Raw genomic sequence first — 13,107 nt, forward strand, 5'->3', positions numbered from 1 at the left:
GTCCGACCCTGGTCGGGTCGAGGACGGGAACGACAAAGGGAGGCCGACCGGCCTCCCTTTCCAAGGTATAGCGCACGGGGGGTCTTGCGGCAAGGCCCCCCGGGGGGCGCAGAATCTCCGTTCGTGCGCGGTCCGTCGTCGGTCCGCGCCGTCCCGCTCGACCTCGGACCGGAGCTGATGACGTTGCCCGACGCCCCCGTGACCGCCGACCGCACGACCGACCCGACCCCCCGTCCGGACCTGCGCGTCCCGGGGGTCTTCGACCTTCCCGACCGCCTGGCCGCGAAGGCCGACCCCGTGCTAATCGCTGCCGACGAGCGCCACTTCGCCGCGATCGCGGCGAGCCTCGAGCACTCCGCCGCCGACCTCGCGCAGCGCCTCGACGCGGCTCGGCGTGCGCCGGGCGGCAGTGGGACCGAGGCCCTCGAGCGCGACCAGGAGATCCACCGGCTCAGCGGCCGTCTGCGGCTGCTCCAGCGCTACGGCGTCGACCTGTGCCTGGGCCGCATGACCTTCGCCGACGGCTCCGCTCCCGTCTACGTGGGCCGCGTGGGCCTCACGGACCCGGCGGGGGAGCGGCTGCTCGTCGACTGGCGCTCGCCCGCCGCGGAGCCGTACTTCGCCGCGACACCCGCTCACCCCCTCGGCCTCGCGGCGCGCCGCCGCTACCGGTGGACGCGCGGCCGCGTCACCGACTACTGGGACGAGGAGCTCGTGCCCGACGGCGCGGGGTCGGGCGCGGCGCTCGACGACCAGTCGGCGTTCGTCGCGAGCCTCGGGGCGGGCCGGTCGCCGCGCATGCGCGACGTGCTCGGCACGATCCAGGCGGACCAGGACGCGATCGTGCGCGCGGGCTCGCGGGGCGCGCTCGTCGTCGACGGCGGCCCGGGCACGGGCAAGACCGTCGTGGCGCTGCACCGCGCCGCCTACCTGCTCTACGCCGACCCCCAGGTGGGCGGCGCGCACGGGGGCGTGCTCGTCGTCGGGCCGAGCCGCCCGTACCTCTCGTACGTCGCCGACGTGCTGCCCGGGCTCGGCGAGGAGGGCGTGCAGACCTGCACGCTGCGCGACCTCGTCCCGGAGGGTGCGGCGGCGCGCGAGGAGACGGACCCCGAGGCGGCCCGGCTCAAGGCGTCCGCCGCCCTCGTCGCCGCGATCGAGCCGGCCGTGCGCTTCTCCGAGCGACCGCCGGCCGAGGGCATGGAGGTCGAGACACCGTGGGCGGACGTCTGGCTGTCCACCGCGGACTGGGCGGAGGCGTTCGAGTCCGTGGACCCCGGCACCCCGCACAACGAGGCGCGCGACGACGTCTGGGCCGCTCTCGTCGAGATCCTCGTGGACAAGACGGTGGGCGAGGGAGACGTGGAGGACGCCGGGGACCTGTCGGCCGACGACGTGCGCCGCTCCCTGCGGAGCCACCGCGCGCTCGGCGCCGCGTTCGACCGCGCGTGGCCGCTCGTCGAGGCCACCGACCTCGTGGCCGACCTGTGGTCGGTGCCCGCCTACCTGCGCCTGTGCGCGCCGTCGCTCACGCCCGAGCAGGTGCGCACGCTCCAGCGTGCGGACGCCCAGGCGTGGACGACGGCGGACCTGCCGCTGCTCGACGCCGCGCGACAGCGCCTGGGCGACCCCGAGGCGTCGCGCCGCCGTCGCCGCAACGAGGCCGCGGTGGCGGCCGAGCGCGCCCGCATGGACGACGTCGTCGACCACCTCGTCGCGTCCGACGACAGCGAGCTCCAGGTGATGACGATGCTCAAGGGGCAGGACCTGCGCGACGCGCTCGTCGACGACGGCGCGCTCGTGACGGCCACGCCCGACCGCCTCGCGGGGCCGTTCGCGCACGTCGTCGTCGACGAGGCGCAGGAGCTCACCGACGCGGAGTGGCGGATGGTGCTGAGCCGGTGCCCGTCGCGCAGCGTCACGGTGGTGGGGGACCGGGCCCAGGCCCGCCACGGGTTCGCGGAGGGCTGGTGTGAGCGGCTCGCGCGCGTCGGGTTCGACCGGGTCGAGGAGGCGTCGCTGAGCGTCAACTACCGCACGCCGCAGGAGGTCATGGCGGCGGCGGAGCCCGTCATCCGGGCCGCGCTCCCGGACGCCAACGTCCCGACGTCGGTGCGCAGCACGGGCGTGCCGGTCGCCTACGGGGCGGTCGCGGACCTCGACGGGGTGCTCGACGGCTGGCTCGCCGAGCACGCCGAGGGCACGGTCTGCGTGATCGGCGGCGCGGGGTTCGCCGCGGCGTCGACCGAGCCGATCGTGGCGAGGCTCGGCGAGGACGGGGCGTCGCGCGTGCGGGTGCTCACGCCCGAGACGGCGAAGGGCCTCGAGTTCGACCTCGTCGTGCTCGTGGACCCGCAGACGTTCGGCGACGGCATCGAGGGTGCCGTGGACCGCTACGTCGCGATGACGCGCGCGACGCAGCGGCTCGTCGTCCTCGAACGCTGACGATCTCCCGCCGAGCACGACATGAAGGTCGTCGAGAAGCCTGTGGCGACCTTCATGTCGTGCTCGGCGGAGAGGACGGTCAGGCGACCGAGACGGCCAGGTCCTCGATGACCTCGACGCCCGGCAGGCGTCCGAGCAGGTTGCCGGGCAGCAGGAGCTTCGAGGCGCGCACGCCGCTGCCGATGAGCGCGGGCTCGCCGTCCGTCACGACGCGCGAGTCGACGAGCACGCGCCACCCCGCCGGCAGCCCGACGGGCGTGATGCCGCCGTACTCCATACCGGACTCGGCCGTCGCGCGGTCGGTCGGCAGGAACGACGCCTTGCGCACGTCGAGGAGCTTGCGTACGCGCGTGTTGACGTCGGCGCGCGTGTGCGCGCGCACCACGGCGGCGGCGATCCGCTCGTCGCCCGCCCGGGCGCCGCCCACGACGACGCAGTTCGCGGACGCCTCGACGGGCAGGTCGAACGCGGCGTTGAGCGTCGCGGTGTCCGCGAGGTCGGGGTCGATCTCCGTCACGGCGACGAGCGCCGCGACGTCCGGGTCGGCCTCGGCCCAGCGGCGCAGTGCGTCGGCGGTCGCCGGGGCGACGAGGTCGAGGTGGTCGAGGGCCGGCTCCCAGGTGAGCGAGCCGAGCGTGGGCAGGGTCGTGCGGGCGTCCATGACGTCAGCCTGCCATCCGGTGGGCCGTCGTGCGGCGGGGGCCGGATGCCGAGCATGCGCGGCGGGGATGAGGTTCAGGTAGAAGCCGAGGGTTGGGGTCAACCCTCGAGCGACGGTCGAGAGTTGCGTCGGGCATCTCGGACGAAGCCGACGGCTCTCACCTGCGGAGTTGACACCCCGCGACGGCGGTCGTTCACTGGAAGTGTTCGAACATCTGTTCGAACACCGGTGGGTGCAGAACGACGCCCACGAGCAGTCGACGCGTGACGACGCGTCCCGTCCGAGCAGCACCGGGAGGCGAGATGACCCTTCTCGCCGACCCCACCGAACGGGCGGGGGCACCGGTCGTCACCTCCGGGGACGACAAGGCCGAGCGCGCCCGCGCCGTCCTGCGCCGTGCGGAGGAGCGTACGGGCGTCCGCCGACACCGCCCGGTCGTCACCCCCGCGGTCACGGCAGCACCGGTCGCCGTCCCGCGAGCCGACGCGGCACGCCCCGCCGACGTCTCGTTCACCGACGTCCCGGTCACCGATGGCTCCTCGCTGCCGGCCCGGCCGGCCCCTGTCGCGCCGGCCGAGGGTCCGGTGCGCGCCCGCGGTCGCCACGTCGCGATGGGTGACGCGAGTCGGGAGGTGACCACGGACGAGCGGGCGTGGCCCGTGCACGACGCGCTCGCCCCGCTCCTGCCGCTCGGCGGGCTCCAGCGCGGCACGGTGGTCGCGGTGCGCGGGTCGACCAGCCTCCTGCTCGCGCTCGTCGCGCGACCGTCGCGAGCCGGGGCGTGGACCGCCGCCGTCGGGTTCCCCGCGGTCGGGCTGCTCGCGGCCGCCGACGTCGGCGCGGACCTCGACCGCGTCGTCCTCGTCCCTCGGCCGGGACCGGACGCGGCGCTCGCGATCGCGGCGCTCGTCGACGGCCTGGACGTCGTGGTCGTCGGGCCCGACGCCGCTCTCACCGACACCGACCGGCGCCGCCTCACCGGCCGCGCACGCGAGCGCGGCGCGCTGCTCGTCGCGGCCACGGCGTGGCCGGGCGCGCACGTCGCGCTCACGGTGACGGGCGGCGGCTGGTCCGGCGCGGACCGCGGGGCGGGCTGGCTGCGTCGGCGCACGCTGGTCGTCGAGCGCGCGGGCCGCGGGGGTGCCGCGCGACCCACGCGGGTCGAGGTCGACCTCCCGCTCGCGCACGAGGACTGGCCGGCGTTCCTCGCGGAGCCCGAGCCGGTGAGTGCGGGGGATCTGCAGTCCGTCGGCTCCCGCGACGACGAATACCCCGCACTCAGCGAGCCGGGTGGACCCGGGTTGAGGCTCGTCGGATGAGCACGAGCCCGACCCGCACGGCGGCCCTGTGGGTGCCGGACTGGCCGGTGCTCGCGGCGATGGCGGTGCGCGACGTCCCCGCGCACGTCCCCGCCGCGACGCACGACGGCCGCCGCGTCGTCGCCGTCTCCGCGACCGCTCGCGCCCAGGGCGTGCGCCGCGGCATGCGTCGCCGCCGGGCCCGCGAGTGCTGCCCCGAGCTCGAGCTGCTCGACGTCGACGACGCGCGCGACGCCCGCGAGTTCGAGCCCGTCGCGCTCGCAGCCGAGACCGTCGTCGCCGGTCTGGAGATCACCCGGCCCGGCCTGCTGCTCCTGCCCGCGGCGGGGGCGAGCCGGTACCACGGGTCCGACGCCGCGCTCGCGGAGGCGCTCGTCGCGCGCGTCGCCGACTCCGGGTACGAGTGTCAGGTGGGCGTCGCCGACGGCATCCTCGCCGCCGTGCTCGCCGCGCGGGACGCCGCCGTCGTGGTCCCCGGCGGCTCGGCCGCGTTCCTCGCGCCGCGGCCCGCGCGCGACCTCGTGCACGTCGCGGCCCGCCCCGACGCCGCCGTCGCGATCGACGAGCTCGTGGACCTCCTGGGCCGGCTCGGCGTGCGCACCCTCGGGGCGCTCGCGGCCTTGCCGCCCGCGACCGTCGAGGGACGGTTCGGCGACCTCGGCGCGTGGGCGCACCGGCTCGCGCGCGGCGAGGACCTGCGCCCGCCCGCGCGGCGCCGCGTCGAGCCCGACGTCGCGGTGAGCGCCGAGCTCGACCCGCCCGCCGAGCGCGTCGACGTCGCGACCTTCGCCGCGCGGCGGCTCTCCGAGGACCTGCACGACCAGCTCGTCGCGCGCTCGCTCGTCGCCGGGCGGCTGCGCATCACCGCGCGGACCACCGAGGGCGACGACCTCGAGCGGACCTGGCGGCTCGACGGGCCGGGCGCGATGAGCCCGGCGCGCCTCACGGACAAGGTCCGGTGGCAGCTCGAGGGCTGGCTCACCACCACGTCCGTCCGGGCCGGGCGTGCGGCCCGGGCAGCACGGCAGGGCAGCCGTGGTGGCGAGCGCGGCGGCTCGCCCGGCGGCGCCGACGTCGTGCCCGACGTCGCGCCGCTGGCTCGCCTGTCCCTCACGGCCGAGGAGGTCGTCCCGGCGGGGGCGGAGCAGCCGCGCCTGTGGGGCGCGTCGAGCGGGGAGGACGCGCGCGCCCACCGTGCGCTCGGGCGCGTGCAGGGGATCCTCGGCGGCGACGCCGTCCTGCGCGTCGAGGTCCAGGGCGGTCGCGACGCGACCGACCGCGTGCACCTCGTGCCGTTCGGGGAGGACGTCGCGCGCCCGCGCGACCCGGCCCTGCCGTGGCCCGGCGCGCTGCCGAGCCCCGCGCCGGCGGTCGTGCCCGTCGAGCCGCAGGACGTCGTCGTGCTCGACGCGGCGGGGCGGCCCGTCGTCGTCGACGCGCGCCTCGCGATGAGCGGCGAGCCCGTCACCGTGCGGTGGCCCACCGCTGCGCCGGAGGCGGGCGCGCGCCGCCCGGCGCCGCCTCGACGCGAGGGGACGCTGCCCGGCCCCGGGTCGGTGCGCGCCGTCGTGGACTGGGCCGGGCCGTGGCCGCTCGCCGAGCGCTGGTGGACCCCCGCGCCGCGGCGCCGGGTGCACGTGCAGGTCCTGCTCGACGACGGCCGCGGGCTCCTCCTCGCGAGCGCCCGCGGACGCTGGACCGTGGAGGGCCTCTATGACTGACCGGACGACCGGGCCGCGCTACGCCGAGCTGCACGCCCACTCCGCGTTCAGCTTCCTCGACGGCGCGTCGCACCCCGAGGAGCTCGCCGCCGAGGGCGCCCGGCTCGGGCTGTCGGCGCTCGCGGTCACCGACCACGACGGTCTGTACGGCGTCGTGCGCTTCGCCGAGGCGGCGCGCAAGGTCGGGCTGCCCACGATCTTCGGCGCCGAGCTGCACCTGCCCGTCGTCGACGACGGGCGGACGCCCGCGGGACTGCCCGTGCTCGACCCGCCCACCGGCGTGCCCGACCCGCGCTCGACCCACCTGCTCGTCCTCGCGCGGGGGGCGCAGGGCTACCGCCACCTGTCGAGCGCGATCGCCACCGCGCACCTCGCGACCGGGACCAAGGGCGCCGCCCGCTACGACCTCGACGCGCTCGGCGCGCAGGGCGCGGGCGAGTGGCTCGTGCTCACCGGCTGCCGCAAGGGCTCTGTCCGGCGGGCGCTCGTCACCGCCGGACGCGCCGCGGCGCGCCGCGAGCTCGACCGGCTCGTCGCCGTCTTCGGCGCGGACAACGTGGCGGTCGAGATCACCGCGACCGACGACCCGCGCGACGCCGACCTGCACGCGGCGCTCGCCGACCTCGCCGCGGACGCCCGCCTGCCGCTCGTCGCGACGACCGCCGCGCACTACGCCAGCCCGCGCGACGCCGACCTCGCGGGGGCGCTCGCCGCGGTGCGCGCCCGCTCGTCGCTCGACGACCTCGACGGGTGGCTGCCCGGCGCCCCGACGACGCACCTGCGCTCGGCGGCGGAGATGCTCGCGCGCCACCACCGGTACCCGCAGGCCGTCGTGACCGCGGCCGCGCTGGGGGACGAGTGCGCGTTCGACCTGCACCTCGTCGCACCCGACCTCCCGCCGTACCCCGTGCCGGACGGGCACACCGAGGCGACCTGGCTGCGGGAGCTCGTGCGGCGCGGCGGGGAGAACCGGTACGGGCCGCGCGGCCAGGAGAAGATCACGGGCGCGTGGGCGCAGATCGACCACGAGCTGCGGGTCATCGAGGACCTGCACTTCCCGGGGTACTTCCTCGTCGTCTACGACCTCGTGGAGTTCTGCCGGGTGAACGGGATCCTCGCGCAGGGCCGCGGGTCGGCCGCGAACTCCGCGGTCTGCTACGCGCTCGGCATCACGGCCGTCGACGCGGTGAAGCACGGCCTGCTGTTCGAGCGCTTCCTCGCGCCCGAGCGCGACGGCCCGCCGGACATCGACGTCGACATCGAGTCGGGGCGGCGCGAGGAGGTCATCCAGCACGTCTACGGGAAGTTCGGGCGCACGCACGCCGCGCAGGTCGCGAACGTCATCTCCTACCGGCCCAAGTCCGCGGTGCGCGACGCCGCCCGCGCGCTCGGGTACGACGTCGGGCAGGCCGACGCGTGGAGCAAGTCCATCGAGCGCTGGGGGTCGCTGCGCGGCCCCGACCCGTCGTCGCCCGCGGCCGACCGCAAGGCCAAGGAGGTCGCCATCGCGACGAAGACCGCCGAGAAGGACGCCGAGAAGGCTCGCCTGTGGGGGCCGCACGAGGTGGGTTCGGCTGGGAGGGAGGTGGGGTCGTCGCGCACCGGGACCTCCCGAGTCGCCGCCTCTCGCGACGAACGTCCGCACACCGGGCACCGTGGCGACTGGTCGCCCGACCTGAGCGGCCGGGGCGGGCGCGTCGTCGACCCGCTCGCCGTGGACGAGGGCGAGGTCGTGCGCGCGGACGACACGCACGACGTCGTGCCCGCGCACCGGCCGCCGTCGGCCGCGCAGGAGGGCGAGATCCCCGACGCGGTGCTCGACCTCGCCGACCGGATGCTGCGGCTCCCGCGGCACCTGGGCATCCACTCGGGCGGCATGGTCATGTGCGACCGCCCCGTCATCGAGGTGTGCCCCGTCGAGTGGGCGCGCATGGAGGGCCGCACGGTCCTGCAGTGGGACAAGGAGGACTGCGCGGACGCGGGGCTCGTGAAGTTCGACCTCCTGGGCCTCGGGATGCTCACGGCGCTGCGCATCGGGTTCGACCTGGTCGAGCGGCACGAGGGCGGCCCGCGCCTCGCGCTGCACACGCTGCCCGAGGACGACCCGGCGGTGTACGACCTGCTGTGCGCGGCCGACACCGTGGGCGTGTTCCAGGTCGAGTCGCGCGCGCAGATGGCGACGCTCCCGCGCCTGCGGCCGAGGACGTTCTACGACATCGTCATCGAGGTCGCGCTCATCCGCCCCGGGCCGATCCAGGGTGGGTCCGTGCACCCGTACATCAACCGCGCGCGGGGCCGGGAGGAGGTGACGTTCCTGCACCCGCTGCTGGAGAAGTCGCTCGGCAAGACGCTCGGCGTGCCGCTGTTCCAGGAGCAGCTCATGCAGATGGCGATCGACGTCGCGGGGTTCTCGCCCAAGGAGTCCGACCAGCTCCGGCGCGCGATGGGGTCCAAGCGGTCCGTCGAGCGCATGGAGGAGCTGCGCGGGCGGCTCATGGACGGGATGCGGGAGAAGGGCGTCACCGACCCGGCCGTGCGCGAGGAGATCTACGACAAGCTCAAGGCGTTCGCCGACTTCGGGTTCCCCGAGTCGCACGCGTACTCGTTCGCGTTCCTCGTCTACGCGAGCTCGTGGCTCAAGGTGCACCACCCCGCCGCGTTCTACGCGGGCCTGCTCGCGGCGCAGCCCATGGGGTTCTACTCGCCGCAGTCGCTCGTCGCCGACGCGCGCCGGCACGGCGTCACCGTGCTGCGCCCCGACGTCAACGCCTCCGACGTCGAGGCGACGATCGAGCGGCTGCCGGCCGGCCACGCGGCTGCGCCCACCGATCATGCGGGTACCGACCATGAGGACGCCCGGACGGGTAGCAACCGCATGCTCGGCGGGGAGGTGCGGATCGACACCGCGTTCGGGCCGGAGCCCGACCTCACGCTCGCGGTGCGGCTCGGGCTCGCGAGCGTGCGCGGGCTCGGCAAGGAGGCGGCCGAGCGGGTCGTCGCGGCGCGGGGGACGCCGGACGGAGACGTCGCGCGCCCGGCGGGCGAGGGTACGGGCGAGACAGGGGAGCGGCGGGCGTTCCGGGACCTGCGCGACCTCGTGCGGCGCGTCGACCTCACGACGGCCCAGCTCGAGGGGCTCGCGACCGCCGGGGCGACGGACTGCCTCGGTGTGACGCGGCGCGAGGCGCTGTGGGCGGCCGGCGCGCTCGCGCAGGAGGGCCCCGGGACGCTGCCCGGCGTGAGCGTCGGGGTCGAGGCCCCGGCGCTGCCCGGCATGACCGACGTCGAGACCGCCGTCGCCGACGTGTGGGCCACGGGCGTGTCCGCCGACTCCTACCCGACGCAGTACGTGCGCGACGGCCTGACCGCGGCGGGGGTGCTCACCGTCGTCGGCGCGGTCGAGGTGTCGCGCGAGATCGAGCAGGTCGACGAGGCCGAGCGCGCGGCGGGCGAGGTCCCGGGGACGCGCCCGCACCCGTCGTCGCGCGTCGCGGTGGGCGGCGTCGTCACGCACCGCCAGCGTCCCGGTACCGCGGGGGGCGTGACGTTCCTGTCCCTCGAGGACGAGACGGGCATCCTCAACGTCGTGTGCTCGCCCGGGCTGTGGCAGCGGTTCCGGAAGGTCGCGCGCGGGTCGGCGGCGCTCGTCGTGCGCGGGCGGCTCGAGCGGGCCGACGGCGCCACGAACCTCGTCGCGGAGCACCTCGCCCCGCTCTCGCTGCAGGTCGCGACGACGTCGCGCGACTTCCACTGAGCGGGCGGGACCACACCGCCGTATCAGCCTGCTCGCGCGCCGTCTCCCTCGTCGTAGGAGGACTCACGAGGAGGGCCGAGCGATGGTTCCGGCGGCGCGCGACGCAGGACGCGGTGGACGACGAGGCAGAGCAGGCCGCGCGATCCTGGGGATGCTGCTCGGACTGGCGGTCGCGTGCGCCTCGGCCTGCAGCTGGGGTGGTGAGGGCTCCCCGGGCAGCCCCACCTCGTCCGGCCCGAGCAGCGTCGCACCGGACAGGGCCGACGTACGGACACCCGAGAGACCGTCCGGTGGCGGCCGCGGAGGGTCGCCCGTCCAGATGGCGACTGCGGCCCAGGAACTCGGTAACCCGTTCCTCGACGTGCGCGGGCGGTTCGTCGCCGAGATGACGACCAACTGCGGCGGGACACTCTGCGTGACGGTCGAGTCCGCACCGCGCGAGGCCGACAACACGTGCGGCTACGCGGGGTCCGACCCGCCTTGGCGTGACGGAGGCTTCACGATCCCGCGCGGCTCGACCGTCGTGCTGCTCGCGGACTGCGGCACCGCCACGGGCGGATCAGGAGGAGCCGAGGAGCCCGAGACCGAGACCGGCACGGAGACGGGCGGCGAGAGCGACGGCGCGGACGTCCCGGGTGACGAAGGTGCAGACCCGGGTCGCGAGGGCGGAGGTGCCGAAGAGACGGGTGGCGCGCCATGATCGACAGCGACCGTAGGCCCGTCACGAAGGACGAGCCGCGCACGGAGGACCCGAGGTCGGACGTGCCGCGCCTCGCTCGGATCGCGACCGAGATCGTGGCACCCGCAGGCCTGATCGCCGGGCTGCTCTACTTCTTCGGCCGGCAGCGAGCCATGTCTTCTACTACTACTTCGGCGTGGACGTCACGTCCCTGCAGCTCACGTCGACGGACTACATGGTCCAGGCGCAGGACGGGCTCCTGCTGCCGCTCGCCGCGGTGGCGACCGCCGTGCTCGTGTCCCTGTGGGCGCGGGGCGGATCGACCCGCGCTCCCGGAGCACGGCGGCCCGGTCCGCGTGCGCTCCTCGCGATCGGCGCGGTCGGGACGGTGCTCGTCGTGTTCGGGCTGTTCCAGGCGATCTGGCCCGGGACCGGTCTCGCCGACGGCGTCCCGAGCTGGGTCGCGCCGGTGTGCCTCGCGCTCGGGGTCCTGGCGCTCGTCGCCGTCGTGCAGACGTGGCGTTCGGAGCTGCGACGGACCCGGCCCGAGTGGCGGACGCCGTCCGTCGGGGCACGCCTCGCCGAGTGGGCGGCGGTCTTCACGCTCGTCGCGGTGTCGCTCTTCTGGGCGGTGGCGAACTACTCCGCGGAGGTGGGGGAGAGCCGCGGACGCCAGTTCGAGGCGGAGCTCGCGGACTATCCCGGGGTCGTGGTCCGGAGCACCGCCGACCTCCAGCTCGTCGCGCCGGGGGTGACCGCGAGCCGGTGCGGACCCGACGGGACGGCCTTCCGTCACCGGTACGACGGCCTCGTGCTCCTGCAGCAGGCGGGTGGTACCTACTTCCTCGTCCCACGGGACTGGGGGCGCGAGGCGGCGGACTCCGCGGTCCTGGCCGTACCGGTCGGGGACGGGGTGCGTCTCGACTACCTCCCGCCGGGAGCCGACGGCACCGCGCCGCGCTCGGGCCCGCTCGTCGCCGAGGGCAGCGCGTGCTGAGACGGACCCGTCAGGCGGCCAGCGGCGCGACGACGCAGACCTCGAACGTGTCGCGGGCACGGCGCAGCAGGTACCGGACCTCCTGCGCCTCCTGCTCGTTCGCGTACTCGTCGCGGTAGCTCCAGCGCACGCGCGCCCACACCAGCGCGTCGCCGACCTCCTCCACGTCCTCGAGGTGCGCGACGACACCCACGAGGCCGCGCTCGCGGAACCCGCGCTCGGTCTCGGTGGTCGACTCGCGCACGTCCTCCGGGTCGGCGAGGAGCACCGACCCGCTCGATCCGACCACGAGCGCCGGGAACGCGTAGCTCTCGCCGATCGTGTCGAGGTCGCCCGTCGAGAGCGCGACCCCGTAGGTCGTGAGGAACGTCTGGACGTCGTCGGCGTCGAAGGACTCGGTGGAGGGCTGCATGCTCCCGTTCTACCCCGTCCGCCCGGCGTCGGCGCGGCCGGGCAGCCTCGTCCGCGTGCGTCAGGCGGGCAGGGCCGCGGCGATCTGCTCGATGAGCGCCAGGTCGGCGAGGATCGTCGCGTGCTCGACGCCGGCCCGGTCCGCGTCCTCGGGGGCCCTCGCCGCCGCGTGTGCGGTCACGCTCGTCGTCGCGCGGACCGCCGGCGCGAGGACCGCGAGCGCGTGCTCGACCACCGGGTCGAGGTAGTCGGCGTCGAGCACGACCTCGGTCCGCTCGACACGGCCGGGCGTGCGCACGGCGACCGCGAACCCCGCGGCGGGGTGGGCGCCCGGGTCCAGGAGTCGCAGCCGGACGGCGACGCCGTCCAGCCGGGTCGTCGCGACGATCCCGTCCGCCGAGGTCGTCACCGCGGGCGGCGCCCACGCCGCGCCGGGTGCACCGCCGACGACGGCGCGCGCGGCCTCCACGACGTGGACGCCGAGGAAGAACAGCCCGTCGCGCTCGTCTCGCGGGTCGGCGGGGCCGGTCACCTCCACGACAGGCCCGGACGTCGCCGCCCCGTCCGGCGGCGTTCCTTGCGCGCCCGGGGCGACGGGGACAGCAGTCTCGACCGGTACGCCCGCCCCTGGCGTGCGACTACGGACCGCGGCGGCCAGGACGTCGTGCGCGGCTTCGACCTCGGGCGCGAACCGCAGCGCGGACGCCGTGGTCACGGCGGTGCCGCGGGCGCGGGCCACGTCGAGCGTGGCGCGCGCGTCGGCGACCGACGCCGAGAACGGCTTGTCGACGAGCACCGGGACGCCCGCGCGCAGGAGCGTGCGGGCCGCGGCACCGTGGAGCCGGCCCGCACGGTGGGCGACGATCGCGGCGTCGACCCGCCCGACGACGTCGGGCACGGTGAGCTCGCCGGCCGGCAGGGACAGCCCGCCCGCCGCGGCGAGCTCGGCTCGTCGGGCCGGCTCGCCCTCGACGAGCGCGACGACCCGCACGCCCGGCCAGCGCCGCTCGACCTCGACGAGCCGCACGTAGTGGTCGGCGTGGGACGAGTCGAGTCCGACGAGGGCGAGGCGCAGCACGCGGCGATCGTCCCACGCCTCGGCCCTCGTCCGGCCCTGCCC

General features: G+C 76.2%; 9 protein-coding genes. 6 read left to right on the forward strand and 3 right to left on the reverse strand.

What is annotated here, in order from left to right:
• Positions 1 to 177: 177 nt before the first annotated feature.
• The gene (gene helR / locus FIC82_RS10790) at positions 178 to 2,445 is read left to right on the forward strand and encodes an RNA polymerase recycling motor ATPase HelR (RefSeq protein ID WP_154800123.1); all 2,268 of its coding nucleotides are present in this window, start codon (positions 178 to 180) and stop codon (positions 2,443 to 2,445) included.
• A gap of 79 nt (positions 2,446 to 2,524) precedes the next feature.
• Here the strand turns inward: helR and FIC82_RS10795 are convergent, their stop codons facing one another.
• Positions 2,525 to 3,106, reverse strand: a complete 582-nt coding sequence (locus FIC82_RS10795) for a YbaK/EbsC family protein (protein WP_154798548.1) — start codon at positions 3,104 to 3,106, stop codon at positions 2,525 to 2,527.
• Positions 3,107 to 3,408: 302 nt separating this feature from the next.
• Here FIC82_RS10795 and FIC82_RS10800 point away from each other — a divergent pair, with 302 nt between their 5' ends.
• The 5 genes from FIC82_RS10800 to FIC82_RS10820 all read left to right on the forward strand — a co-directional run bounded on the left by FIC82_RS10800 (position 3,409) and on the right by FIC82_RS10820 (position 11,576).
• Positions 3,409 to 4,425: a hypothetical protein gene (locus tag FIC82_RS10800; protein ID WP_154798549.1), complete on the forward strand. Its 1,017-nt coding sequence runs from the start codon at positions 3,409 to 3,411 to the stop codon at positions 4,423 to 4,425.
• The gene (locus FIC82_RS10805; protein ID WP_154798550.1) at positions 4,422 to 6,146 is read left to right on the forward strand and encodes a DNA polymerase Y family protein; all 1,725 of its coding nucleotides are present in this window, start codon (positions 4,422 to 4,424) and stop codon (positions 6,144 to 6,146) included. The genes FIC82_RS10800 and FIC82_RS10805 overlap by 4 nt, the downstream gene beginning before the upstream one ends.
• Positions 6,139 to 9,900, forward strand: coding sequence for an error-prone DNA polymerase (locus tag FIC82_RS10810; RefSeq protein ID WP_154798551.1), 3,762 nt, complete (start codon positions 6,139 to 6,141; stop codon positions 9,898 to 9,900). The genes FIC82_RS10805 and FIC82_RS10810 overlap by 8 nt, the downstream gene beginning before the upstream one ends.
• A 319-nt stretch (positions 9,901 to 10,219) precedes the next feature.
• Complete coding sequence (locus FIC82_RS10815; protein WP_154798552.1) at positions 10,220 to 10,600, forward strand: hypothetical protein; 381 nt, start codon at positions 10,220 to 10,222, stop codon at positions 10,598 to 10,600.
• 175 nt (positions 10,601 to 10,775) lie between these two features.
• Entirely contained in the window at positions 10,776 to 11,576 is an 801-nt protein-coding gene (locus tag FIC82_RS10820) for a hypothetical protein (RefSeq protein ID WP_154798553.1), read from the forward strand.
• 10 nt (positions 11,577 to 11,586) lie between these two features.
• Here FIC82_RS10820 and FIC82_RS10825 read toward each other — a convergent pair whose 3' ends face one another.
• Positions 11,587 to 11,988: a DUF6841 family protein gene (locus FIC82_RS10825; protein ID WP_154798554.1), complete on the reverse strand. Its 402-nt coding sequence runs from the start codon at positions 11,986 to 11,988 to the stop codon at positions 11,587 to 11,589.
• A gap of 60 nt (positions 11,989 to 12,048) precedes the next feature.
• Positions 12,049 to 13,065 carry a Gfo/Idh/MocA family oxidoreductase gene (locus tag FIC82_RS10830; RefSeq protein WP_154798555.1) on the reverse strand — a complete coding sequence of 339 codons (1,017 nt, stop codon included), beginning with the start codon at positions 13,063 to 13,065 and terminating at the stop codon, positions 12,049 to 12,051.
• Between the last annotated feature and the right edge of the window lie 42 nt (positions 13,066 to 13,107).

Origin of the sequence: Cellulosimicrobium protaetiae, from assembly GCF_009708005.2 — a bacterium.
GTDB classification, from domain to species: Bacteria; Actinomycetota; Actinomycetes; order Actinomycetales; family Cellulomonadaceae; genus Cellulosimicrobium; species Cellulosimicrobium protaetiae.